Annotated in this window: 18 protein-coding genes; 6 read left to right on the top strand and 12 right to left on the bottom strand. The window is 74.5% G+C overall.

The window, feature by feature from the left end; genetic code table 11:
* Position 1: 1 nt before the first annotated feature.
* The 9 genes from murG to mraZ form a co-directional block, all read right to left on the bottom strand.
* Positions 2 to 1108: an undecaprenyldiphospho-muramoylpentapeptide beta-N-acetylglucosaminyltransferase gene (gene murG / locus LPA42_RS21760; protein ID WP_043967301.1), complete on the bottom strand. Its 1107-nt coding sequence runs from the start codon at positions 1106 to 1108 to the stop codon at positions 2 to 4.
* Positions 1108 to 2514 carry an FtsW/RodA/SpoVE family cell cycle protein gene (locus tag LPA42_RS21755; protein ID WP_228986830.1) on the bottom strand — a complete coding sequence of 469 codons (1407 nt, stop codon included), beginning with the start codon at positions 2512 to 2514 and terminating at the stop codon, positions 1108 to 1110. Before LPA42_RS21755 ends, murG begins: the two co-directional genes overlap by 1 nt.
* A 314-nt stretch (positions 2515 to 2828) precedes the next feature.
* Positions 2829 to 3965 (bottom strand): phospho-N-acetylmuramoyl-pentapeptide-transferase, encoded by a 1137-nt coding sequence (gene mraY, locus LPA42_RS21750; RefSeq protein WP_043967300.1) that lies wholly within the window; start codon positions 3963 to 3965, stop codon positions 2829 to 2831.
* Positions 3962 to 5362 (bottom strand): UDP-N-acetylmuramoyl-tripeptide--D-alanyl-D-alanine ligase, encoded by a 1401-nt coding sequence (gene murF / locus LPA42_RS21745; RefSeq protein ID WP_077939055.1) that lies wholly within the window; start codon positions 5360 to 5362, stop codon positions 3962 to 3964. Before murF ends, mraY begins: the two co-directional genes overlap by 4 nt.
* Positions 5359 to 6882, bottom strand: a complete 1524-nt coding sequence (locus LPA42_RS21740) for a UDP-N-acetylmuramoyl-L-alanyl-D-glutamate--2,6-diaminopimelate ligase (RefSeq protein ID WP_077939054.1) — start codon at positions 6880 to 6882, stop codon at positions 5359 to 5361. Before LPA42_RS21740 ends, murF begins: the two co-directional genes overlap by 4 nt.
* Before the next feature lie 91 nt (positions 6883 to 6973).
* Positions 6974 to 9193, bottom strand: a complete 2220-nt coding sequence (locus LPA42_RS21735; RefSeq protein ID WP_077939053.1) for a penicillin-binding protein 2 — start codon at positions 9191 to 9193, stop codon at positions 6974 to 6976.
* Between the two features lie 5 nt (positions 9194 to 9198).
* Complete coding sequence (locus tag LPA42_RS21730) at positions 9199 to 9837, bottom strand: hypothetical protein (RefSeq protein ID WP_077939052.1); 639 nt, start codon at positions 9835 to 9837, stop codon at positions 9199 to 9201.
* A complete protein-coding gene (rsmH, locus tag LPA42_RS21725) occupies positions 9834 to 10928 on the bottom strand; it encodes a 16S rRNA (cytosine(1402)-N(4))-methyltransferase RsmH (protein WP_077939067.1) in 1095 nt (364 codons plus the stop codon). The genes LPA42_RS21730 and rsmH overlap by 4 nt, the downstream gene beginning before the upstream one ends.
* 202 nt (positions 10929 to 11130) lie before the next feature.
* Complete coding sequence (gene mraZ, locus LPA42_RS21720; protein WP_043967289.1) at positions 11131 to 11562, bottom strand: division/cell wall cluster transcriptional repressor MraZ; 432 nt, start codon at positions 11560 to 11562, stop codon at positions 11131 to 11133.
* 354 nt (positions 11563 to 11916) lie between these two features.
* Here mraZ and LPA42_RS21715 point away from each other — a divergent pair, with 354 nt between their 5' ends.
* Genes LPA42_RS21715 through LPA42_RS21705 form a run of 3 tightly spaced genes read left to right on the top strand, consistent with a single transcriptional unit; the run spans position 11917 to position 14612 of the window.
* Complete coding sequence (locus LPA42_RS21715) at positions 11917 to 13164, top strand: MurT ligase domain-containing protein (RefSeq protein WP_043967287.1); 1248 nt, start codon at positions 11917 to 11919, stop codon at positions 13162 to 13164.
* The gene (locus LPA42_RS21710) at positions 13154 to 13873 is read left to right on the top strand and encodes a type 1 glutamine amidotransferase (protein WP_043967285.1); all 720 of its coding nucleotides are present in this window, start codon (positions 13154 to 13156) and stop codon (positions 13871 to 13873) included. The genes LPA42_RS21715 and LPA42_RS21710 overlap by 11 nt, the downstream gene beginning before the upstream one ends.
* Positions 13874 to 13910: 37 nt before the next feature.
* Positions 13911 to 14612: a TVP38/TMEM64 family protein gene (locus LPA42_RS21705; protein ID WP_077939051.1), complete on the top strand. Its 702-nt coding sequence runs from the start codon at positions 13911 to 13913 to the stop codon at positions 14610 to 14612.
* Between the two features lie 107 nt (positions 14613 to 14719).
* On the opposite strand, the gene leuS is transcribed toward LPA42_RS21705, so the two are convergent.
* Positions 14720 to 17557 carry a leucine--tRNA ligase gene (gene leuS / locus LPA42_RS21700; protein ID WP_077939050.1) on the bottom strand — a complete coding sequence of 946 codons (2838 nt, stop codon included), beginning with the start codon at positions 17555 to 17557 and terminating at the stop codon, positions 14720 to 14722.
* 483 nt (positions 17558 to 18040) lie between these two features.
* Here leuS and LPA42_RS21695 point away from each other — a divergent pair, with 483 nt between their 5' ends.
* The 3 genes from LPA42_RS21695 to LPA42_RS21685 all read left to right on the top strand — a co-directional run bounded on the left by LPA42_RS21695 (position 18041) and on the right by LPA42_RS21685 (position 22942).
* Positions 18041 to 19096, top strand: a complete 1056-nt coding sequence (locus tag LPA42_RS21695) for a MoxR family ATPase (RefSeq protein WP_077939049.1) — start codon at positions 18041 to 18043, stop codon at positions 19094 to 19096.
* Between the two features lie 2 nt (positions 19097 to 19098).
* Positions 19099 to 20397 carry a DUF58 domain-containing protein gene (locus LPA42_RS21690; protein WP_043969305.1) on the top strand — a complete coding sequence of 433 codons (1299 nt, stop codon included), beginning with the start codon at positions 19099 to 19101 and terminating at the stop codon, positions 20395 to 20397.
* Positions 20398 to 20464: 67 nt separating this feature from the next.
* A complete protein-coding gene (locus tag LPA42_RS21685; RefSeq protein WP_077939048.1) occupies positions 20465 to 22942 on the top strand; it encodes a DUF3488 and transglutaminase-like domain-containing protein in 2478 nt (825 codons plus the stop codon).
* Positions 22943 to 23230: 288 nt separating this feature from the next.
* Here the strand turns inward: LPA42_RS21685 and LPA42_RS21680 are convergent, their stop codons facing one another.
* Both LPA42_RS21680 and LPA42_RS21675 read right to left on the bottom strand, forming a co-directional pair.
* Positions 23231 to 23629 carry a DUF3040 domain-containing protein gene (locus LPA42_RS21680; protein WP_043967266.1) on the bottom strand — a complete coding sequence of 133 codons (399 nt, stop codon included), beginning with the start codon at positions 23627 to 23629 and terminating at the stop codon, positions 23231 to 23233.
* A 115-nt stretch (positions 23630 to 23744) separates the two neighbouring features.
* On the bottom strand, positions 23745 to 25004 hold the full coding sequence (locus LPA42_RS21675; protein WP_077939047.1) for a DNA polymerase IV: 1260 nt from the start codon (positions 25002 to 25004) through the stop codon (positions 23745 to 23747).
* Positions 25005 to 25040: the final 36 nt, after the last annotated feature.

The raw sequence follows: 25040 nt of genomic DNA, 5'->3' as shown, positions 1-25040 counted from the left end.
CTCATCGGGCCACCGCCTCGTAGACGAAGTTCAGCAGCGCCTCGTCGCCGTCGCGCCGCCCGTACGCCGCCGCTGCGGCGCCCATCGCGGCGAGCCGGTGCGGGTCACGGATCAGCGGGATGATCGTGCGTTCCACCCAGGCCGGGGTCAGCTCGGCGTCGTCCACGAGCAGCCCGCCGCCGGCCTCCACCACGGGCAGCGCGTTGCGCTTCTGCTCCTGGTTGCTGTGCGGGTACGGCACGTAGACGGTGGGCAGCCCGATCGCGGCGACCTCGGCGCAGGTCATCGCCCCGCCCCGGCCGAGCATCAGGTCGGCGGCGGCGTAGCCGATCTCCATCTGGGACAGGTACGGCAGCGTCACGTACGGCACCGGCAGGTCACTGGGGATCGGCACCGGCTCGTTGCGGGCGCCCATCACGTGCAGCACCTGCACGCCGTGCCGGGCCAGCTCCTTGGCCGCGCCCGCGACGGCGAGGTTGATCGACCGGGCGCCCTGCGAGCCGCCGGCGACGAAGAGGACCGGCAGGTCCGGCCGGAGTCCGAAGTGGGCGCGGGCGGCGGCCGCGTTGGCGGCCCGGTCCAGCCCGGCGATGCCCCGGCGCAGCGGCACCCCGACCACCCGGGCGTCGCGCAGCGCCTCGGCCTGCGCCGGCTGGTGCGGGAAGCCCACCGCGACGTTGCTCGTGAACTTCATGCCGAGCCGGTTGGCCACCCCCGGCGGCACGTTCACCTCGTGGATGACGATCGGCAGCTCGCGCCGCCACGCGGCCAGGTAGCCGGGCACGGAGACGTACCCGCCGAAGCCGACGACCACGTCGGCCCGGACCTCGTCGATCACCTTGCCCGCCGCGCGGGCCGCCTTCCACATCCGGTCCGGGGTGCGGACCAGGCTCATGTTGACCGACCGGGGCAGCTGGTAGGCCGGGATCTGCCGCAGGTCGTAGCCGGCCGGCGGGATCAGCTCGTTCTCCAGGCCCTTGGGTGTGCCGAGGCAGGTGATCCGGACGCCCGGGTCGTGTCGGCGCAGGCAGTCGGCGAAGGCGAGCAGCGGGTAGATGTGGCCACCCGTGCCTCCTCCGCAGAGCACCACCGAACGCAGCGGACCCATCAGCGTCTCCTCTCGCTCGCCGTCCCACCCCGGGCCCGGTCCGGCCGGGCGCCACGGGATGCGGCCTGGTCGTCCTCGCGCCGCGCCCGCGACCGGGGTACGGACCCACGGTCCGCCGGTGGCGGCGCCGGGCGACGGCGCCGGCCGGGAAGCGGCGGCAACGGGGCCCAGAGTAGTCGGACCCACCGGGCGGGCGGACGGGCATGCAGGGCTCGGGCCGCGTCGGGTTCGCAGCGGGCGAACGAGGCGAGCATCCCGATCGCCGCCATGGTCACCACCAGGGCGCTTCCGCCGTCGGAGATGAACGGCAGCGGCACGCCGGTCAGCGGCATCAGGCCGGTCACCCCGCCGATGTTGATGATCGCCTGCCCGACCAGCCAGGTGGTGGCCCCGGCGGCGGCGAGCCGACGGAACGGATCCTCCACCCGCCGGGCGATGCGCAGCCCGGTGTAGCCGAGCACCGCGAACAGGGTGATCAGCACGACGCAGCCGACCACGCCCAGCTCCTCGGCCAGCACGGCGAAGATGAAGTCGTTGTGCGCCTCGGGCAGCCAACCGAACTTGAAGCTGCTCTTGCCCAGCCCGACGCCGAACCAGCCGCCGTGTTCGATGGCGTTGCGGGCCTGGGCGACCTGGTAGCACTGCTCGGCGAAGCACTCCTGCGGCGGCGGCGGGTTGACGAAGGTGGTGAGCCGGGCCAGCCGGTAGTTCTCCTGCCCCTTCGCCCCCGAACCCGCGCCCAGCGAGGCGGCGGCGACGAGCAGCCCGATGCCGACCAGCCCGATCACCGACAGCACGGCGAAGACCTTGGTGCGCACGCCGGCCGCCCAGAGCAGGCCGACGACGAGGGCAAGCAGGCAGAGCATCGTGCCGACGTCGTTGTAGCCGACCAGCACGAACAGCAGCGCTACCACGGGGAACAGTGGGGTGGCCAGCTCCTTCCACCAGCCGAGCCGGGCGCCCTTGCGGGCCAGCACGTCGGCCCCCCACAGCACCAGCGCGAACTTCGCCAGCTCGGAGGGCTGGAGCTGGACGCCGCCGACGAACAGCCACAGCAGGTTGGCCTCCAGCGGCCCCACCCGCTTCACCCCGAAGAACGAGTTGAGCGCGAGCAGCAGGTTGAGCACCAGCAGCAGCACCACGGCGACGCCGAGCGCCGTGCCGGCCACCGACCGGTAGGTGCTCGCCGGCAGCCGCTGGCACACCCAGAACGCCACCACCCCGATCACCGCGAAGATCGCCTGCTGGGTGGCGTCGGCGAAGGCGTTGCCCTCCTCGGCGTAGTTCTTCACGCTGGTGGCCGAGAAGACCATGGTCAGGCCGATGACCAGCAGCAGGCCGGCGCTGGAGATCAGCAGATAGTAGGAGGCCAGGGGCCGGGCCAGCAGGCCGCGCAGCGCGGCCAGCCCGCCGGCGGCGTCCAGGCCGAAACCCGGCGCGGCGGCCGGCGGGTCGACCCCCCGGCCGCCCCCCGGGCCGCGTCGTCCGGACGTGTCGGTCGTTGTCGCGCTGGTGCCTCGGTCCTCCCCCACCCGCCCATCATCGCGAATGCGAGCGGCCCGTTCCGGCCGAACGCCGTGGTCGGCGTGTCGCCGGGCGAAAGGAAGGGCCCCCTGTTAACGCATTCTGCATAGCAGGGGCCCCTTCTTAACGCCTGGCGCGCCGCGCCGGCGCGCGGGGACGGGCGGCCGCGTCGGGTCGCGCGGGCCCGGCCGGCGGATCAGCCCATCGCGGCGAGGAAGTCGCTGTAGAACAGGCCGAGCGCGATGGCCACGCCGATCCCCGCGATGATCCAGAACCGGACCACGATGTTGACCTCGCTCCACCCGGCGAGCTCGAAGTGGTGCTGCAGCGGCGACATGCGGAACACCCGCTTGCCGGTGGTGCGGAACGAGATGATCTGGATGACCACCGACATCGTGATGATCACGAAGAGCCCGCCGATGATCGGCAGCAGCAGGATGGTGCGGGTGGACATCGCCATGCCGGCGATCAGGCCGCCCAGGCCGAGCGCGCCGGTGTCGCCCATGAAGATCCGGGCCGGCGAGGTGTTCCACCACAGGAAGCCCACGCAGGCCCCGGCCGCCGCCCCGGCGATCAGCGCGATCTCCAGCGGGTCCCGCACCGTGTAGCAGTAGTTGTCCGGGTTCGCCGTGTACGACGGGTCGGCGCACCAGTGCCGGTACTGCCAGAACGCGATCAGCGCGTACGCGGCGAGGACCATCACCGACGCGCCGGTGGCCAGGCCGTCCAGGCCGTCGGTGAGGTTCACGCCGTTGGTCGCCGCCATCACCACGAAGATGAAGATGACCACCGCGCCGATCTTGGTGACGTCCAGCGCGGGGATGTCCCGGATGAAGCTCAGCGTCGTGGCGCCCACGGTCTCGGTGTTGGTGGCCGCCCCGCTGGCGTCGGTCATGCTGCTGGGGAAGTAGAGCGCGACGACGCCGAAGGCCGCGCCGACCAGGATCTGACCGGCCAGCTTGCCCCGCTTGTTGAGCCCGCCGCTGTTGCGCTTGCGGACCTTCAGGAAGTCGTCGATGAAGCCGACCGCGCCGGAGAACACCATCAGGCCCAGCAGGACCAGCGCGGTGATGGTCGGCTCGACCTGGGCGATCTGCGCGTCCGGCAGGGTGGTCAGGGCGAGGTGCCCGGCGACGTACGCGATGACCGTGGCCAGGATGAAGACCACGCCGCCCATCGTCGGCGTGCCCTTCTTGCCCTCGTTGCTGGCGAGCCCGAGGTTCGATCGGATCGGCTGGCCGGCCTTGAGCCGGGCGAACACCTTGATCGCGATCGGGGTGCAGAACAGCGAGACGAGGAACGCCACGCCGATGGCGACGATCACCGCCCTCATGCGGCGGCACCCCCGTCCGCGGCGTCGGCGCGCAGCGCGTCGGCCACCTCCCAGGTGCGGTACCGGGAGCCCTTCACCAGGACGACGTCGCCCGCCCGTAGTTCACTCCGCAGCACCTCGACGGCCGCCGCCTGATCGGTGAGCAGCACCGATCCTCCTCCCCAGTCCTCTACCGCTGTCGCGCCCTCGTGGATCGGCGCCGCCGGCTCGCCCACCACGAGCAGCCGGTCCACACCCAGCTCGGCCGCGAGCCGGCCGACCTCCAGGTGCCCCTGTCGTTCGTACTCCCCCAGCTCGGCCATGTAGCCGAGCACCGCGACCGCCCGTCCCGCGCCGCGCATCCCGGCGAGCGCCCGCAGCGCCACCGCCGTGGACGCCGGGTTCGCGTTGTACGAGTCGTCGATCACCGTCACGCCGTCGGGGCGCTCGAAGACGTCCATCCGCCGGGTGGAGACCAGACCCAGCTCGCCCAGCGCGGCGGCCAGTTCGGCCAGCGGCATGCCCAGCTCCCGGGCCACCGCCGCGGCGGCCAGCGAGTTCGACACCTGGTGCCGGCCGGTGAGCCCGAGCCGCACGGCCGCGCTCCCCTCCGGGGTCACCAGGGTGTACGCGGCGCGCCCGCGCCCGTCCAGCGTCACGTCCACGGCCCGCACGTCGGCGTGCGCGGCCTCGCCGTAGCGCACCACCCGGGCGGCGGTGCGGGCGGCCATCGCGTCGACGAGCGGGTCGTCGGCGTTGAGCACGGCCAGCCCGTCGGCGGGCAGCGACTCGACCAGCTCCCCCTTGGCCAGCGCGATGTTCTCCACCGAGCCGAACTCGCCGAGGTGCGCCACGCCGACGTTGAGCACCACCGAGATGCGCGGCGGCACCACCTCGCACAGGTAGCGCACGTGCCCCACCCCCCGGGCGCCCTTCTCCAGCACCAGGAAGCGGGTATCCGCGTCGGCCTGCAGCGCCGTCCACGGGTGGCCCAGCTCGTTGTTGAACGACCCGGGCGGGGCCACCGTGGGGCCGAGCCGCGCGGTGAGCTGGGCGATCAGGTCCTTGGTGGTGGTCTTGCCCGACGAACCGGTCAGCCCGATCACGGTCAGCGCGGGCAGCCGGTCCACGACCGCGCGGGCCAGCCGGCCCATCGCGTCGAGGGCGTCGCCGACGAGCACCATGGGCACCCCGGGCACCTGCCGGGTGCCGAGCACCGCCACCGCGCCGGCGGCCACGGCACCGGCGGCGTAGTCGTGGCCGTCCACCTTCTCGCCGGGGAACGCCACGAACAGCGCGCCCGGCCCGGCCTTGCGCGAGTCGAACTCCACCGGGCCCGTCACCCGGGCGGCCGGGTCGGCGGCGACCAGCCGACCGCCGACAGCCTCGGCCACCTCGGCCAGCGTCAGCGGGATCATCGCCGGCCCGCCAGGTCCCCGAAGCGGGCGCGCAGCGCGTCGGCCAGCTCCGTACGGTCGTCGAACGGCAACACCTCGCCGCCCACCTCCTGCCCACGTTCGTGCCCCTTGCCGAGCACGGCGACCACGTCCCCCGGGGCGGCCAGCCGGACCGCCTCGTCGATCGCCGCGCGCCGGCCGGCCACCTCGACGATCCGCGCCGGCGTGGCGGCGGCGTGCGCCCCGGCCAGCACCTCCGCCCGGATCGCGCCCGGCTCCTCGGTGCGCGGGTTGTCGTCGGTCACCAGCACCACGTCGGCGCCCCGGGCGGCGGCGGCGCCCATCTCCGGCCGCTTGCCGCGGTCCCGGTCGCCACCGGCGCCGATGACGCAAATCAGCCGCCCGGCGCTCAGCTCGCGCAGCGCGGCCAGGGCCGCCACGATCGCGTCGGTCTTGTGCGCGTAGTCGACCACGCCGCGCACCGGCCCGGCCGCCGAGACCAGCTCCAGCCGGCCGGGCACCCCGCCGCAGGCGGCCACCCCGGCGGCGGCCGTGGCCGCGTCCACCCCCGCGCCGACCAGCGCGGCGATGGCCAGCAGGGCGTTGGCGACGTTGTGCCGCCCGGGCAGCGCGACCCCGGCCGGCACGGTCAGCCCGCCGGGGCCGTGCGCGGTGAACCGCTGCGCGTAGCCCTCGCCGTCGACATCGGTGGCGTACCAGGTGGCGGTGGGGTCGCCGGCGGCCGAGTAGCTGACCGTGGCGGGGGTGTACAGCGCGCGCAGCGCCGACTCGTCGTGGTTGAGCACCTCGACGGCGCAGCGCCCGTCGAACAGCTGCGCCTTCGCCGCGAAGTAGTCCGCCGAGTCGGCGTGGAAGTCCAGGTGGTCGGAGCCGAAGTTGGTGTAGCCGCCGACGGCGAATCGCACCCCGCCGACCCGGCCCATGGCCAGGGCGTGGCTGGAGACCTCCATGACCAGCGCGGTGACCCCGCGCTCCCGGGCGGCGGCGAGCATGGCGTGCAGGTCGGTGGCCTCCGGGGTGGTGCGCACGCTGTCGACGACCAGGTCGCCCAGCCGGGTCTCCACCGTGCCGATGAGGCCCGTGACGTGGCCGGCGGCGCGCAGCCCCGACTCCACGAGGTAGGCCGTGGAGGTCTTGCCGGCGGTGCCGGTGATCCCGATGACGGTCAGGCCTGCGGTGGGGTCGCCGTAGACGGCGGAGGCGAGCGCGCCGAGCACCGCGCGGGGGTCGGGCACCACCAGCGCCGGCAGGCCCGCCGCGGCCACGGCCGGCGCGCCTGCCGGGTCGGTGAGGGCGGCCACCGCGCCGGCCGCCGCCGCGGCGGCGGCGAACTCCGCGCCGTGGCGGCGGGCGCCGGGCAGCGCCGCGTACAGGTCGCCGGGGCGGACCTCCTGGCTGGCGTGGGTCACCCCGGTCACCACCTGGTCGGCGGCCCCCTCGGGGGCCTCGACGGCGAGCCGGTCGGCGAGTTCGCCGAGCCGGAGTCCGGTCACGGTACGGGGGCGTGGATTGCCGGGCACGGCGTCAGACCCTACCCGGTCGTCCGGTTCCGGCCGTACAGCCGCCCCGGTGGTTCGTCCCCATCAACCGATGATGTCCCGCCGCGCCTGGTCAGCGCGGAAAGACCTCGAACTTGGGCGCCGGCGCGCCGGACGGCGGGACCCGGTTGCGGCTGAGCGTGAAGCCCATGATGTCGCGGAACGCGGGCGCGGCGACCGCCCCGCCCCCGCCGCCGGGGCTCCACACGAAGACCGCCACCACGAAGCGCGGATTGTCGGCCGGCGCCATCCCGATGAACGAGCCGACCTCGCCGGGCTGCTGCTTGCCGTCGACGTAGCGGATGCCGGTGCCGGTCTTGCCGGCGACCCGGTAGCCGGGCACCGCCGCCGCGAGCCCGGTGGCCCCGTCGACGGTGGTGACCGCCTCCAGCATGGTGCGCAGCGCCTTCGCGTTGGCCGGGCTGAGCACCGGCCGGGTGACCGGCGCCTTGCCCGGCGTACGGCTGCCGTCCTTGCCGCTGATCACCTCCTTGATCAGGTGCGGCTGGACGTACGTGCCGTTGTTGGCGATCGCGGCGTACGCGGCGGCCATCTGCAGCGGGGTGGCGTCGACGCTGTGCCCGATCGGCACCGATCCGTACGACGACCCGCTCCACGACTGGGCGGGCAGCAGCCGGCCGCTGGCCTCCCCCGGGATGCCCTCGCCGGTGGGCTGGCCGAGGCCGAAGCGCTTCTGGTAGTCGATCAGCCGGTCCGGGCCGAGCTTGTCGGCGATCTCGATGGTGCCGACGTTCGACGAGTACGCGAGCATCCCCGGCAGGCTCATCAGCCGCCCGTTCGCCGGGTGGGTGTCGCGGAAGGTGGTGTCGCCCCGGACGATGGTGTCGGGGATCGGCAGCGCCGTGTCGGGGGTGATCACCCCCTCCTGGAGCGCCGCGCCGAACGTGATCGCCTTGTGGATGGAGCCGGGGTCGACCACGAAGCTGGTGGCCGCGTCCTCCCGGTCGGTCGGCTCGCTCTCCTGCGGCTTCGCCGCGTTGTAGGTGGGGTGGCTGGCCTGGGCCAGCACCTCGCCGGTGGGCACGTCGAGGACGATGGCGACGCCGACGCTGCCCTGCACCTTGGCCACCTGACTCTTGAGCACCTGCTGCGCCTTGAACTGCAGGTCCCGGTCGATGGTCAACTGCAGGGAGCTCCCCGGCTTGGGCAGGGTGGTGCTGCTGTAGCCGCCGGGGATCGGCGCGTCGAGCTTGCCCTGGCCGGCCTCGTACACCCGGCGGCCGATCTCGCCGCGCAGCAGGTCGTCGTAGCGGGCCTCCAGGCCCTCCAGGCCGACCATGTCCTGGCTGGTGAAGCCGATCAGGTTGGCGGCCAGGTCGCCGCCGGGCACCTCGCGCCGCTCGTCGCGGTGCACGCCGATGCCGTACAGGTCGAGCGCCACGATCTTCTTGGCGGTAGGGACGTCGACGCCCCGGGCCAGGTATTCGAACTGGGAGGGTTTCCCGTTCTCCAGGGTGCGCGGCTTCATCCGCTCGGCCAGCTCGGAGGCCGGACGGCCGAGCAGGGGCGACAGCGCCCGCGCGGTCTCCGTGCGGTCCCTGACCCGGGTCGGGTCGGCGAAGACGTACCGGGCCTCGACGCTGTTGGCCAGCGGGGCGCCGGTGCGGTCGTAGATCGCGCCCCGGGGGGCGGGCAGGTCGATCCGGATCACCCGGTCGGCGAGACCGCCGCCGGCGTACGCCGGGGTGTCGACCGCCTGGAGGAAGACCAGCCGGACGCCGATGGTGGCGAACAGCGCGAGGACGAGCAGGGTGCCCAGGCGCAGCCGGCGGCGCGGGTCGGCCAGCCGGGGCGGCTTGCGGGGCTTGCGCGGCGACCGCCCGGCGGCGGGCCGGGCAGGGCGGCGCGGGCCGCGCCCGGCGGGCCGGCGGCGCGGCGGGCGCGGCGCGTCATCGTCGTCGTCGGGCCGTGCCCGGGTCGGCACGGTCCGGACCACCGCGGCGCGCGCGGCCGGGACGGGTTCCCGGCGGCCGGCGCGACCGCCGCCGGCCCGGCCACCGTCGAGCACCTGCAACGCCGGCCGGAACGGGTCGCCGCCGGCCCGGCCGCCCCGCGGGGTACGCCGCTGCTCGGCGCCCCCGGCGGTCGGCCGGCCCGCCGCCTGGCGCTCCTCGCGGACGGTGCGCCCCCGGGGGGTGTACGCCCGCGCGTCGGAGATGCCCTGCACGCCGGGCTCGCCGGTGCGCGGCTCGCCCCGCCCGCCGGTGGCCCGCGACGAACCGCGCCGGGAGCCCGAAGGGTCCCGGCGCGGTTCCTCAGCTCTCGGCGGCACCCCGATCAGCCCCCCGCACCCTGCTGGCTGGTGACCGACGGCTGGCCGTTGGCCGGCTGCGGCACCCCGATCACCCGGCCGTCCGGCAGCCGGATGTACGCCGGCTCCTCCGCCTCGACCATGCCGAGCCGGCGGGCCGTGGCGGTGAGGTTGCCGGGCGCCTTCGCGTCGGCGATCTCCTTGTCCAGCTGCTGCTGGTCCACGTCGAGCTTGGCCTGCTGCTGCTGGAGCCGCTCCAGCCGGAACGAGTTCTCGTTGATCTTGGTGTTGACCAGCAGGATGCCGAGCACCCCGCCGACGACCAGCACCAGGATCAGCGCCACGAACGGCGCCCGCGGCACCGACACCGGCGGCGGCGGGGCGACCCGCAGCCGCGGCGACGGGTTCGCCGCCGCACGAGCCCGCTCGGTCGTGCCGGCCCGCTCGACCGGGCTGACCCGCTCGGTCGGGCGCAACGCGGCGCTGCCGTTGGTCGGGAACTCGCGCGCCCCCCGGGCGCGAGTCTCCCCCTGCCGGTCGAGCCGGCCGGCCCCCGGAGCCGGCATCCCGGCCCGCGTGGTCCGCTGCGCCGCGATCCGGCCCCCCGACCGCGGTGCGCGCTGCCCGACGCCGGTGTCCCGGCCGTCGCGCTTGTCAGCGTTCATCTTCTTCTTCCCTCCCCCTCTTCGTCCGTCCCTGCGCCCGTCGACCCCGGATCCGCCGATCCGGTCCCCGGTTGGTGCATCGCCCTGACCCGCCGGCGGGGCCGTTCGCGGTCGGCCCGCCCCTGTCGCTCCGCGTCCGGGTCGATCCGTTCCGCGGCCCGCAGCCGCACCGACGCGGCACGCGGGTTCGCGGCGACCTCCGCCTCCCCGGGCAGCTCCGCGCCCCGGCTAAGCAGCCGGAACGTCGGACCCGACCCGGGCAGTTCGACCGGGAGGTCGACCGGGCCCTTGCTGCGGACCCGGTCGGTGAGGGCCGCCTTGGTGAGCCTGTCCTCCAGCGAGTGGTAGGACAGGACCACCATGCGACCGCCCACGGTGAGCTTGTCGAGAGCGGCCGGCAGCGCCGTCTCCAGCGCCGCCAGCTCCCTGTTTACCTCGATCCGTAAAGCCTGAAACGTTCTCTTGGCCGGGTGTCCCCCGGTTCGTCGGGCCGGTGCGGGAATGCTCTCCCTGACCAGTTCCGCCAACCGCGCCGACGAGGTGATCGGGGCCCGCTCCCGCTCCCGCAGGATCGCCGAGGCGATCCTCGGGGCGAACTTCTCCTCCCCGTACACCCGCAGCACCCGGGCCAGATCCGGGTGGGAGTAGGTGTTGACCACCTCTTCGGCGGTCACCCCCCGGGTCTGGTCCATCCGCATGTCCAGCGGCGCGTCCTGTGCGTAGGCGAACCCGCGGTCGGGCGCGTCCAACTGGAGCGAGGAGACGCCCAGGTCGAACAGGACGCCGTCGATCGCCGGGTAACCCAGCCGGGCCAGCACCTCGGGCAGCTCGTCGTAGACGGCGTGCTCGAGGTGGACCCGGTCGGCGAACCGGGCCAGCCGGACCCGCGCGTGGGCGAGGGCCTCGGTGTCCCGGTCCAGCCCGATCAGCACCGTGCGCGGATGCCGTTGCAGCACCGCCTCGGCGTGACCGGCCAGGCCCAGCGTGGCGTCGACGTGGATCGTGCGGTCGCCCCTGTCCAGCGCGGGGGCCAGCAACTCGAGACACCGCTCGAGCAGCACCGGCACGTGCGTGCCGCGAAGCTCCCCCATGTCGACCCCCACCGGTTGAACCGTCCGTTTCTCTCCGCGCCTGTCGTCGGACGACGCCTCCGTCGTACCGCCAGATCCCCATCCGCTCCCGCCCACCGGAGGCCGCGGCCCTCCGGGAGATCGTGCGCCTGGCACCGGGGAAGGGGTGCCAGGAACTCGAAAGCGGCTGGAGATCTCGCAGTACGTCGGGCGTCGTCACGCCCTACAGACCGCCGGGCAGCACCCCCTCCTCGATGTCGGCGAAGTCGTCTTCGCTGTCGGCGAGGTAGGCCTCCCAGGCCGCCTTGTCCCAGACCTCCACCCGCGTGCTCGCGCCGATGACCACCAGGTCACGGTCGAGCCCGGCGTACGCCCGCAGGTGCGCCGGGACGGTGACCCGCCCCTGCTTGTCCGGGACCTCGTCGTGCGCGCTGGCGAAGAAGACCCGGCTGTAGGCGCGGGCCGCCTTGTTCGTCATGGGTTGCGCGCGCAACTGGTCGGCGATGCGCTGGAACTCGGGCATCGGGAAGACGTAGAGACAGCGATCCTGCCCTTTGGTGATCACGACACCCCCCGCCAGCTCATCCCGGAACTTCGCCGGAAGGATCAACCGGCCCTTGTCGTCCAGGCGCGGGGTGTGGGTGCCGAGGAACATCGGCCCAACCCCCTCGCCCTTGCAGCGGCGTTCGCGGCGCCGCTCCCCCCGGGCCGGTGGGCCCTCCCGGCCTCACCATTGGTCCCCACTCTACTCCACTTCCCTCCACCTGCAACCAGAATCGCCCGCGCGGCGCGTCGCCGTCGGCGACAAAACAGCACGTCAGAAGGGGTGGAGCGAAGTGGAGGGCCGCGGCGCCCCCACCCCGGCGTCCACTACCCGACATAGATCGACTCCATCCGGTCGACCGCGCTCCGGCCGTCCGCCCGGGTGGCCCGGCCGAACGGTTCGCCGTCGGCGGCGATCTGGCGGGGGCGGCGGTCCGGTAACCTCGCTCGCGTGACGGACGCGAAGATGCCCCTGCGGGCAAAGGTGGCCAGCTCCGTGTCGCGGACCGCCGCGGCGCTGTCCCGGGCCGCGGGTCGTGGCGACGGTTCGGTGATCGGCGGCTGGATCGGCCTGAAGATCGACCCCGACCTGCTCGCCCACCTCTCGGCGGGGCGCGCCATCGCGCTCGTCTCCGGCACCAACGGCAAGACCACCACCACCCGACTGACAACGGCGGCGGTCGGCGTCCTCGGCCGGGTCGCCACCAACTCCTTCGGCGCCAACATGCCCACCGGCCACACCTCGGCGCTGGCCAAGGCCGGCAGCACTCCGTACGCGGTGCTGGAGGTCGACGAGCACTACCTGGCCCAGGTCCTGGAGGCCACCGAGCCGCACGTGGTGGCGCTGCTCAACCTCTCCCGCGACCAGCTCGACCGCGCCAAGGAAGTCGCCATGATGGCGCAGCTCTGGCGTGCGGCGCTGGTCAACCACCCCGACGTGCGGGTGGTCGCCAACGCCGACGACCCGATGGTCGTGTGGGCGGCCACCCCGCCCGGCGACCCGGCCCGGGGCATCCGGCCGCCACACGTCACCTGGTTCAGCGCCGGCCAGCGCTGGCACGACGACTCGTGGGTCTGCCCCGAGTGCGGGCACACCATCGCGCGCAACGGCGACCAGTGGTGGTGCAGCGGCTGCCCGCTGCGCCGGCCCGATCCGCAGTGGGCCGTCGAGGACGACGGGGTGCTCGACCCGACCGGCGCCTGGCACAAGGTGGTGCTCCAGCTCCCCGGCAAGGTCAACCTCGGCAACGCCGCCACCGCCCTCGCCGTCGCCGCCGAGTTCGGCGTCCGCCCGGTCGACGCGGTCTCCCGGCTCGGCGCGGTCACCTCCATCGCCGGCCGCTACGCCCAGGTGGACCGCGACGGGCGCAACATCCGGCTGCTGCTGGCGAAGAACCCGGCGAGCTGGCTGGAGGCGTTCGACATGGCCGACTTCGCGCCGACGCTGCTCTCCATCAACGCCCGGGACCCCGACGGGCTGGACACCTCCTGGCTCTTCGACGTCGACTTCGCTCCGCTGCGCGGCCGGCAGGTGCTGATCACCGGCGACCGGGCGTACGACCTGGCGGTCCGCCTCGACGTCAACGGCGTGCCCTTCCAGCACGTCCGCACGTTCGGCGAGGCGGTCCGGGCGGTCCCGCCGGGCCGGCTGGAGGTCATCGCCAACTACACCGCCTTCCAGGACATCCGAGCGGAGCTGGACCGTGTCAACTGAGAGCCTGCGTATCGTCTGGATCTACCCCGACCTGCTGTCCACCTACGGCGACCGGGGCAACATGCTGATCCTGGCCCGCCGGGCCCAGCAGCGCGGCATGCCCGTGGAGGTGCTGGAGGTCCGCTCCGACCAGGCGCTGCCCGCCACCGCCGACATCTACCTCATCGGCGGCGGCGAGGACGGCCCGCAGGCGCTCGGCGCGCAGCGGCTGCGGGCCGACGGCGGCCTGCACCGCGCCGTCGCCCAGGGGTCGGTGGTGTTCGGCGTCTGCGCCGGCTACCAGCTCCTCGGCACCTCGTTCTTCGCCAAGGGCGTCCAGTGCGCCGGGCTGGAGCTGCTCGATCTCTCCTCCGACCGGGGCCCGTCGCGGGCCGTCGGCGAGCTGGCCGGCGACATCGACCCCCGGCTCGGGGTGCCGGCGCTCACCGGCTTCGAGAACCATGGCGGGCGCACCCACCTCGGGCCGGGCGTGTCCCCGCTGGCCCGGGTCACCGCCGGGGTCGGCAACGACGGCGCGACCGAGGGCGCGTGGCGGGGCAAGCTGCTCGGCACGTATTCGCACGGGCCGGCCCTGGCCCGCAACCCGGCCCTGGCCGACCTGCTGCTGCGCTGGGCGACCGGCGCGCACCAGCTCCCGCCGCTGGACGACACCTGGGCCGACCGGCTCCGCGCCGAGCGCCGCGCCGCGGTGGCCGCCGCCCGGGCATGATCCGGGCCGCCCGGCGGCTGCCGCGGCCCGGCCGCGCATGACCCGGGCCCCGCGCCGGCTGCTCGCCGCCGCCCGGCGGCTGCTCGGGCAGCCGCCGGCGCGCCGGTTCGCCCTGCTGCTGCTCCTGCTCGCCGGGCTGGCGGCGCTGCTGCCGGTGCTCCCCCGGCCCGACCCGGCGGCGCTGCCCCGGCTCGCCGACTCCCTCGGCGGATACGCCCCGGTCGCCGCGATCGTCGGCGGGGCGCTGCTGCTGGTCGCCCTGGTGCCGCGCACCTTCGTCACGCTCGCCGTCGGCGCGATCTTCGGCCCCCTCGAAGGGGCGGCGTACGCGCTCGGCGCGGCGCTGCTGGCCGCCGCGCTCGGCTTCGCCGTCGGCCGGGCGCTGGGCAGGGAGTTCGTCGCCGAACGGGTCCGGGGACGGCTCGCCCGCCTCGACGGCTGGTTCGCCCGGCAGAGCGTGCTGGGGGTGGCCACGGTCCGGCTGCTGCCCATCTCCGGGTACGGGCTGGTCAGCTACGGCTACGGCACCACCGGCGCGCGGGTGCTGCCGTACCTCGCCGGCAGCGTCCTCGCCTCCGCCCCGACGGCGTTCGGCTACGCGGCGCTCGGCGCGGCGGCCACCTCCCCCGGCGACGTCAACTGGTACGCCGCCGCCCCCGCGAGCCTCGGCCTGATCGCCAGCGCGGTGCTGCTGCACCGCTGGTGGCGCGCGGAACGCCGCCGCCGCGCCGCCGCCTGACACGCCCTCGCCTGACGCCCCCGCCGCGACCGCACCCCCGCCAACGGGGCGTTAGGAAGGGGCCCCTGCTATGCAGAATGCGTTAACAAGGGGCCCCTCCTTGCACCTCAGGCGACGACCGAGACCATGCGGCCCTTCACCACGATGACCTTGCGGGGCTCCTTGCCGGCCAGCGCGCCCGCCACCGCCTCCAGCGCCGCCGACCGCACGTCGTCCTCGGACGCGTCGGCGCTCACCTCGATCCGGCCGCGCACCTTGCCGTTGATCTGCACCGGGTACGTCACCGTCTCGGCGACCAGCAGGGCCGGGTCGGCGGTCGGGAAGTCCGCGTACGCCAGGGAGGCGTCGTGGCCCAGCCGCCGCCACAGCTCCTCGGCGACGTGCGGGGCGAACGGGGCCAGCATCAGCACCAGCGGCTCCGCCACCTCGCGGGGGGTGGCCGGCAGCCGGGTCAGCGCGTTGGTCAGCTCGATCAGCTTGGCGATCGCGGTGTTGAACCGGATCCCCTCCATGTCGCCCCGGACCCCGTCGACCACCTTGTGCAGCAGCCGCCGGGTGGCGTCGTCGGCCGGGTCGTCGGTGACTCGCGTCGCGCCGGTCTGCTCGTCGACGACGGCCCGCCAGACCCGCTGCAGGAACCGGTACGACCCGACGACCGCCCGGGTCTCCCACGGGCGGGACACCTCCAGCGGGCCCATCGACATCTCGTACACCCGGAAGGTGTCCGCGCCGTACGCGGCGCACATGTCGTCGGGGGTCACCACGTTCTTCAGCGACTTGCCCATCTTGCCGTACTCGCGGCGCACCTCCTCCTCGCCCAGGAACCAGGTGCCGTCGCGCTCGACGACCTCCTCGGCCTGCACGTAGGAGCCCCGGGCGTCGGTGTACGCGTACGCCTGGATCATGCCCTGGTTGAACAGCTTGCGGAACGGCTCGAAGCTGGACACGTGGCCCAGGTCGTACAGCACCTTGTGCCAGAAGCGGGCGTACAGCAGGTGCAGCACGGCGTGCTCGGCGCCGCCGACGTACAGGTCGGTGCCGCCGCAGTCGCCCTCGGCGCGCGGGCCCATCCAGTACCGCTCGTTCTCCGCGTCGACGAAGCGCTCGGCGTTGGTCGGGTCCAGGTAGCGCAGCTCGTACCAGCAGGAGCCGGCCCACTGCGGCATCACGTTGGTCTCGCGGGTGTAGCGCTGCGGCCCGTCGCCCAGGTCCAGCTCCACCTCGACCCAGTCGCGGCGGCGCGACAGCGGGGTCTCCGGGTTGCTGTCGGCGTCGTCGGGGTCGAACGTCTTCGGCGAGAAGTCGTCGACCTCGGGCAGCTCGACCGGCAGCATCGACTCGGGCAGCGCGATCGCCGCGCCGCTGGCGTCGTAGACGATCGGGAACGGCTCGCCCCAGTAGCGCTGGCGGGAGAACAGCCAGTCGCGCAGCCGGTAGGTGGTCGCGCCGGCGCCGTGGCCGTTGGCCTCCAGCCACGCGATGATCGCCGCCTTGGCGTCGGCGACCCCCAGGCCGTTCAGGTCCAGGCCGCGCTCGGGCGCGGCGCTGTTGATCGCCGGCCCGTCCCCGGTGTACGCCGTGCCGGCGAAGCCGTCGGCGGGCTGCACGGTACGCACGATCGGCAGCTCGAAGACCTCGGCGAACGCCCAGTCCCGCTCGTCCTGCGCCGGCACCGCCATGATCGCGCCGGTGCCGTAGCCGGCCAGCACGTAGTCGGCGATGAAGATCGGGATCTGCCCGCCGGTGACGGGGTTCGTGGCGTACGCGCCGACGAAGACGCCGGTCTTCTCCTTCGTGTCGGCCTGCCGCTCCACGTCGGTCTTGGCCGCCGCCGCCTTGCGGTACGCCTCGACGGCCGCCCGGGGGCTGGCGTGCCCGCCGGTCCAGGCGTCCCTCGTCCCGTCCGGCCAGGCGGCCGGCACCAGCGCGTCGACCAGCTCGTGCTCGGGGGCCAGCACCATGTAGGTGGCCCCGAAGATGGTGTCCGGACGGGTCGTGAACACCCGCACCGGGCCCCGGTCGGTGGCGAAGTCGATGTGCGCGCCCGTGGACCGGCCGATCCAGTTGCGCTGCATCAGCTTGATCGGCTCGGGCCAGTCCAGGGCGTCCAGGTCCTCCAGCAGCCGGTCACCGTACGCGGTGATCCGCATCATCCACTGCTTCAGGTTGCGCTTGAACACGGGGAAGTTGCCCCGGTCGGAGCGGCCGTCGGCGGTGACCTCCTCGTTGGCCAGCACGGTGCCCAGCCCCGGGCACCAGTTCACCGGCGCCTGCGAGACGTACGCCAGCCGGTGGCCGTCGACGACCGTCCGCCGCTCGGCGTCGGTCAGCTCGGCCCACGGCCGGCCGTCCGGCGTCGGGCGCTCGCCCGCGGCGAACTCGGCGATCAGCTCGGCGACCGGCCGGGCCTTCCGGGCGTCCGCGTCGTACCAGGAGTTGAAGACCTGCAGGAAGATCCACTGGGTCCAGCGGTAGAAGTCGGTGTCGATGGTGGCCACCGAGCGGCGGTCGTCGTGGGCCAGGCCCAGCCGGCGCAGCTGCGCCTTGTACCGCTCGATGTTGGCCACGGTCGTGGTGCGGGGGTGGGTGCCGGTCTGCACCGCGTACTGCTCGGCGGGCAGGCCGAACGCGTCGAAGCCCATCGCGTGCAGCACGTTGCGGCCGGCCATCCGTTGGTAGCGGGCGAAGCAGTCGGTGCCGATGTAGCCCAGCGGGTGCCCGACGTGCAGGCCCGCCCCCGACGGGTACGGGAACATGTCCAGCACGTACAGCTTCTTCGCGCCGGCCCGGGGGTGGCCGGGGTCGGCCAGCGGCCCGGTCGGGTTCGGGGCGTGGAAGGTGCCCTCCCGCTGCCAGGTGTCCTGCCAGCGCTGCTCGATCTCCTCGGCCAGGGCCGCGGTGTACCGGTACGGGGGGATGTCGCCCGCCGCAGTTGCCTCACTCATCGTCTCTCCTCGTTCGCTTCGTCGCGGCGTCGCCGGGCCGGGTCCGGCGGTGTCGGCCCGCCGACCCGGCCGGCGATCCCGGCTCGCCGGGCGGCCCGGCGGAGGGCACAAAAAAGCCCCTCGCGCAGGAGGGGCCGCCGTGCTGTCGCGCGTCAGCGCATCAGCACGGCCCGGTAAGAAGCAGGAAGACTCCGGCCATGTCGGGCAGTGTACCCCGCCGGCCCGCCGGGCACGCGGCCCGCCGCCGCAAGGTGGGACGCGGGACACCCCCCTCACGGTGGGTGACGATACGTTTCCCCCGTCGGGCGAATATTCCGGGCGTAACCGACCGACTTGCTGCGGGGTTCGGCGTTCACGACAAACATGGTTAGCCTGAGAGGCCAGTGAGATTTCTGCGGCAGACGAGGCTCTCCCGTCGCGAACCCAACGGCGGGTCCAGGTGCTCTTAACAGAGCTGCCGTCGTGGCGACGAGGAGGAGGCCCGTGACACAACAGACCTGGGACGAGGTGGGCGGTCTGCTGCCGCACGACGAGTTCCGCGCCGCCAGCGAGGCCATCGTGGCCAACATCGAGCAGGTCATCGAGGGCAAGACGGCGACCGTCCGCCTCGCCCTGGCCGTCCTGCTCGCCGAGGGCCACCTCCTCATCGAGGACGTCCCGGGCGTCGGCAAGACCAAGCTGGCGAAGGCCCTCGCCCGGTCGATCGACTGTTCGGTACGGCGCATCCAGTTCACCCCCGACCTGCTGCCCAGCGACGTCACCGGCGTCAGCGTCTACAACCAGGAGACGCACGACTTCGAGTTCCGCCCCGGCGCGGTGTTCGCCAACCTCGTCGTCGGCGACGAGATCAACCGGGCCTCGCCGAAGACCCAGTCCGCCCTGCTGGAGTGCATGGAGGAGCGGCAGGTCACCGTCGACGGGGTCACCTACCAGCTGCAGACCCCGTTCATGGTGATCGCGACCCAGAACCCGATCGAGATGGAGGGGACCTACCCGCTGCCCGAGGCGCAGCGCGACCGGTTCACCGCCCGCATCGCGATGGGCTACCCGGGGCCGGAGGCCGAGCTGGCCATGCTGGACGGGCACGGCGCGGCCGACCCGTTGCAGGAGCTGCGGGCGGTCTCCGACGCCGACACGGTGCGCCGGCTCATCGCCACCGTCCGCGAGGTGCACGTCGCCGACGCCGTGAAGCAGTACGCGGTGGACCTGGTCACCGCCACCCGGGAGGCCCCCGACCTGCGGCTGGGCGCGTCGCCCCGGGCCACCCTCCAGCTGCTGCGCACCGCCCGCGCCGTCGCCGCCCTGGAGGGGCGCGACTACGTCCTCCCCGACGACCTGCAGGCGCTCGCGGTGCCGGTGCTCGCCCACCGGATCATCCCGACCGCCGACGCGCAGCTCGCCCGGCGCACCACCGACGCGATCGTCGCCGAGCTGGTGCACCGGCTGCCGCTGCCGCACGACCGCCAGCGGTCCCCGTACGACAACCGGCCCGCCGCCGACGGCAACGGCCGCGCCCCGTACGAGCCGCGGAGGCGGTGAGCGTGCGCGACGGGCTCCGGGGCCTGACCACCCGTGGCCGCTCGTTCCTGGCCGCCGCGCTCGCCGCGGCGGTCTCCGCCGTCATCCTCGGCGAGAAGGACCTGCTCCGGGTGGCCGTGCTGCTCGCCGTCCTGCCGTTGCTCGCCGCCGCGTACGTGGGGCGCAGCCGCTACAAGCTGGCCTGCAACCGGTCGCTGGACCCGCACCGGGTGCCGGTCGGGGCCAGCTCCCGGGTGGTGCTGCGGTTGCAGAACATGTCCCGCCTGCCCACCGGCACGCTGCTGCTGGAGGACCGGCTGCCGTACGCCCTGGGCAGCCGGCCCCGCGTGGTGCTGGAGCGGCTCGGCGCGCACCAGGCCAGCTCCGTGGCGTACACGGTCCGCGCGGACGTGCGCGGCCGGTACGAGGTGGGCCCACTGGTGGTCCGGCTCACCGACCCGTTCGGGCTGTGCGAGCTGACCCGGTCGTTCCCCAGCGTCGACCAGCTCACGGTGATCCCGCAGGTCACCCCGCTGCCCTCGGTCCGGCTCCCCGGCGAGTACGCGGGCAGCGGCTCCAGCCGCGCCCGGTCGGTGGCGGTGCACGGCGAGGACGACGCGGCGACCCGGGAGTACCGGATGGGCGACGACCTGCGCCGGGTGCACTGGAAGTCGACGGCCCGCACCGGTGAGCTGATGGTCCGCCGCGAGGAGCAGCCCTGGGAGAGCCGGGCGACGGTGGTGCTGGACACCCGGGGCTACGGCCACCGGGGCGACGGCCCCACGGCGAGCTTCGAGTGGGCGGTCTCCGCGGCGGCCAGCATCGCCGTGCACCTGCGCCAGGCCGGCTACAAGCTGCGCCTGGTCACCGGCGACGGCGCGGACGTCGACGCCACCGAGGCCGCCGGGGACGGCCTGCTGCTCGACCAGCTCGCCGAGGTCCGCCTCGACCCGCGCGGCGACATCACCACGCTGGTGCGGCAGGTCCGCCAGCGCGGCGACGGCGGCCTGATCATCGGCCTGTTCGGCGCGGTGAGCACCGCCGAGGCGGAGCTGCTCGCCGGCCTGCGCGGCAACGGCGCGACCTGCGTCGGCTTCCTGCTGGACAGCTCCACCTGGCTCCACCTCGCGCCCCGGGCCCGGGCCGAGGCCGACCACGCGCACGGCGCCGCCGCGCTCGCCCTGCTGCAGAGCGGGTGGCGGGTCGTCGGGGTCGACCACGGCGCGCGGCTGCCCGCGCTGTGGCCGCAGGCCGGCCGGGGCTCGCAGGGGTTCGCCCTGCGGGCCGCGCTGGCCGAGACCGTGGCCGGCGGCGTCAAGTGACGATCCGCCGGGTCGGGCGCACCTGCCGGCCCGCCCCGGCGGGAAGATGACCCCGAAAGGCTCCCCCGTGACCGCGACCCGCAACCTCGGCTTCGTGGCCGCCGCCGCGACCCTGCTGGCGGCCGCCCCGCTGTCGGCCATCTTCGAGCGCTGGACCTGGCTCATCCAGGCGGCCATCGCGGTCACCGTGGTCGCCGGGGTGGCCGCGCTGACCCGGCTGGTCCGGGCCCCGCTGTGGGGGCAGGTGCTGGGCATGCTCGGCGGGTTGACGCTCGCGCTGGCCTGGCTCTTCCCCGCCGGCACCGAGCTGGTGGCGTTCCTGCCGACGCCGGGCACGTTCGCCCACTTCGGCGAGCTGCTGAGCGCGTCCGTGGTGGACATGCGCTCGTACGGGGTGAAGGTGCCCGACACCGACCCGCTGCTGTTCGTCAGCGTGCTCGGCATCGGCGGGGTGGCCGTGGTGGTGGACGTGCTCGCCGTCGGCCTGCGCCGCCCGGCGCTGGCCGGGCTGCCGATGCTGGCCATCTACTCGGTGCCCGTCGCCGTCTACGTCGACAGCGTCCCCGCCGTGCCGTTCGTGGTCGGCGCGGCCGGCTACCTGTGGCTGCTGGTCACCGACAACGTCGACCGGGTGCGCCGGTTCGGCCGCCGGTTCACCGGGGACGGCCGCGACGTGGACGTGTGGGAGTCCTCGCCGTTGGCCGCCGCCGGGCGGCGGCTCGCCGTGGTCGGGGTGGTGCTGGCGGTGGCGCTGCCGCTGGCGGTGCCGGGGATGACCGGGGGCCTGCTCAACGCCGTGGGCGCAGGCACCGGCACCGGGTCGGGCAACGGCCAGGGCGGCAACCCGGGCCGCATCGACCTCTTCGCCTCGCTGAGCGGGCAGCTCAACCAGTCCGAGGTCTACGAGATGGTCACGGTGACCACCACCGAGCCGAACCCGTTCTACCTGCGCTACGGCGTCGCCGACGAGCTGCGGCCCGACGGCTTCCGGGTGCGCAACCCGACCGGGCGGCCCGTCACCCGGGACCTGCCCGACCCGACCCAGCGCTCGGGCACCGGCAACGGCGTCGAGCGGGCACAATACCGGGCCACCGTGGAGGTCTCGAAGAACCTCAACATGCCGCTGCTGCCGGCCTACGCCGAGCCGGTGCGCACCGAGGAGCTCAGCGGCAACTGGCTCTACGACCCGAACCAGCAGGTGGTCTTCTCCAACCGGGAGAACTCCCGCGGCAAGCGCTACTCGTTCGACTACGTCCGGTCGACGTACACCCCGACGGCGCTGCGGCGGGCCCCGTCGCTGCCCTCGGACCACCCGATCCGGCTCCAGCAGACCGCCACCCCACCGGTCGAGCAGGTCGACACCCTGGTCGCCGACCTTGTGCGAGGCCGCAGCACCGACTACGACAAGGTCCGGGCGATCTACGACCACTTCTCGGCGGACAACGGCTTCACCTACAGCCTGACCACGAAGGGCGGCACCAGCGGTCAGGACATCGTCGACTTCCTCAACAACAAGGCCGGCTTCTGCCAGCAGTACGCGGCGGCGATGGCGTGGCTGGTCCGGTCGGCCGGCATCCCGGCCCGGGTGGCGTTCGGCTTCACCAACGGCACCGGCCGCACCGACGAGGGGTACGTGCTGACCAACCGCAACCTGCACGCCTGGACGGAGGTCTACTTCGACGGGATGGGCTGGGTGCCGTTCGACGCCACCCCGGCGTACGGGGTGCAGGGCTCGACCCGCTCGGCGTGGGCACCGGACACCGACGCGCCGGAGCCGGCGGCCACCGAGCCGGGCGCCCCGGCCGCCCCCGACGACCCGGAGGCGGCGCCAGAAGCCACCGACCCGGACGCCGCCGACCAGGACACCGACGCCGGCCTGGCGGTCGGGGCGAACGATCCGACCCGGCAGGCCCCGGTGTGGCCGTGGTGGGCGGCCGGCGCGCTGGCGCTGCTGGCCCTGCTCGCCGTGCCGGCGCTGCGGCGGATGGCGCTGCGCCGCCGGCGGGCCGCCCGGCCGGCGGTGGCGCTCGCACCGGCCACGGTGGACGCCGGCGCGGGCCCGGCCGGCGAACCGGGCCGGTCCGTCACCGTGGTGCTGGACCCCGACCGGGCGCGGGCGGACGCGCACGCCGCCTGGGACGAGCTGCTCGACACCCTGGTCGACTACCGGGTCCGGGTGGACCGGACGGAGACGCCGCGGGCGACCGCCGAGCGCCTGGTCACCGAGGCCGTCGGCGAGGACGCCTCCGCCGCCACGGCGGTGCGGCTGCTGGGCCGCGCCGAGGAGCTGGCCCGGTACGCCCGCACCCCGCTCGCGGGCGGGGAGCTGCACCCGGCGCTACGCGCCGTCCGGGGCGCGCTCGCCACCCGGACCGACCGGCGGACGCGGCTGCTGGCGGCGGTGCTGCCGCCGTCGGTGCTGCTGCGCTGGCGCACCGCGCTGGGCAACACGTCCTCCCGGCTGGTGGCCAGGACGGGCGACGCCCGCTACCGGCTGCTGCGCTGGAGCCCGCGCCGCCTGCTGGCCACCCGCACCGGCCGCTGACCCCCGTCCGGCAACGCCGTTCCCGTCGTCGGAGACTGGCCCTGGCGAGCGGGCTGGCGGGCTGGCGGACGGCGGGCTGGCCGGGCGGCAGCCGAGAACGTTGGCTGCTTCCAGCACACGACACGCCGACGTGATTCCACCGCAAGCGGCCACCGAACGCGCGCTCCGCACGCGGAAGCAGCGCCCGTGGCTCCGGGTGCGGGCAGGAAGCAGCGGCCCGCCGTCGGCGGGCCGGATCAGCGTGGTCCCGCCAGGCCGGCGGGACCGAGGATCAGCGGTGGAACCGGGTCAGCGGTGCCCCTCCGGGCGCTGCCGCCACCGGTCCTCCATCCGATCCACGAACGACGACCGCCGGCCGGACCGCCCGCGCGGGCGGCGTCGGCTGGTGGTCGTCCCCCCGACCACGTGCAGGTCGGGGGACTGCGCCTTGCGGTGCGACTGCACCGCGTACGCCGCCGAACCCAGCATGATGACGAAACCCACCACCGCGAGCGGCGGGGTCTTGATCACCGCACCGTAGACCAGTAGAGCCAGGCCAACGATGATCGCGCCGGCAGCGACGAGCAGACGACGCCGCGCGTGGAAGCGCGGATCGCTGGCACGCACGGCCGAGGCGAATTTTGGGTCCTCGGCAAGCGACCGCTCGATCTGCTCGAACAGCCGCTGCTCGTGCTCCGAGAGCGGCACGGCACTCCTCCCCGGTCACGCTGGTCGGCCCGGTCGGACCGACAGACCGTGGCAGCCAACCGGCTGCTTAACGACAAGTCTACGAGGGGGGTCGCGCGTCGGAAAGCGGGACGACCTATGGGCGGGGCGGATTTTCGTTTCGCCCGGGATCGCGCCGGCCGAGCAGGCTCGCCGGACCTATGACGGAACGCCCGAATCGGGCGGCGGCGGCGTCCGCCACGGCCTCCGCCTCCCGCCAGCCGCGCTCGGGAGCGCCCAGCGTCAGCTGCTGCGGCGTCTCGCCCGCCGGGGCGAGACCCTCCATCCGCACCCCGACGAGGCGGATCCGCTCACCGGGGTCGAGGACGGTGTAGAGGGCCCACGCCGTGTCGAACATCTCCCGCGCCGTGTCGGTCGCCACGTCGAGGGTGCGGGACCGGCTGACCGTGCGGAAGTCGGCCATGCGTACCTTGATCGACACCGTGCGGCCGACCTGCCCGGCCCGGCGCAGCCGGGCGCCGACCTTCTCGGCGAGGGCGAGCAGGGCCCGGCGGATCTCCAGCGGGTCGGCCACGTCCGCGTCGAACGTCACCTCCGCGCCGATCGACTTCTCCACCTGCTCGGGGCTGACCCGGCGCGGGTCGCGCCCCCAGGCCAGCTCGTGCAGGTGGGCCGCGGCGGCCTCGCCGAGCGCCTTGCGGAGCATGCCGCGCGGCGCCTCGGCCAGGTCGCCGATGGTGGCCAGCCCGAGCCGGCGCAGCGTCTCGGCGGAGCGCTCCCCCACGCCCCACAGCGCGTCGACCGGCAGGGGGCGCAGAAAATCGAGCACCCGGTCGGCCGGCACCACGAGCAGCCCGTCGGGCTTGGCCCGGGTGGAGCCGAGCTTGGCCACGAACTTGCTCGGCGCGACCCCCACCGAGCAGGTCAGCCCCTGCTCCTCGGCGACCCGGGCGCGGATGCCGCGGGCGATCTCGGCGGGCGGCCCGAACAACCGGCGGGCCCCGGCCACGTCGAGGAACGCCTCGTCGAGCGAGAGCGGCTCGACCAGCGGCGTGACGTCCCGCAGGATCTGCATCACCGCCCGGGAGGCCGCCGTGTACTGCGCGAAGTCGGGCGGCAGGTAGACCGCGTGCGGGCACAGCGCCCGGGCCCGCATGATCGGCATGGCGCTGCGGACGCCGTACCGGCGGGCCTCGTAGCTGGCGGCGCTGACCACGCCGCGCGGGCCGACCCCGCCGACCACGACGGGCCGGCCCCGCAGCTCGGGGCGGCGGCGCACCTCGACCGAGGCGTAGAAGGCGTCCATGTCGACGTGCAGGATCGGGCTGCCGGAGTCGTCGCCGTCGGGCCCGAAGCGCGGGTCGCCGCCGCGCGGCAACGACTGACTGCGACCCATCCCCGCAGGCTAGCCCCCGGGTACGACACGCCGCGG

The organism is Micromonospora sp. DH13 (genome assembly GCF_020873825.1).
Classification (GTDB): Bacteria; Actinomycetota; Actinomycetes; order Mycobacteriales; family Micromonosporaceae; genus Micromonospora; species Micromonospora haikouensis.
Note: the sequence above shows the minus strand (reverse complement) of the source record. Positions and strands in the feature narration are given on the sequence as shown.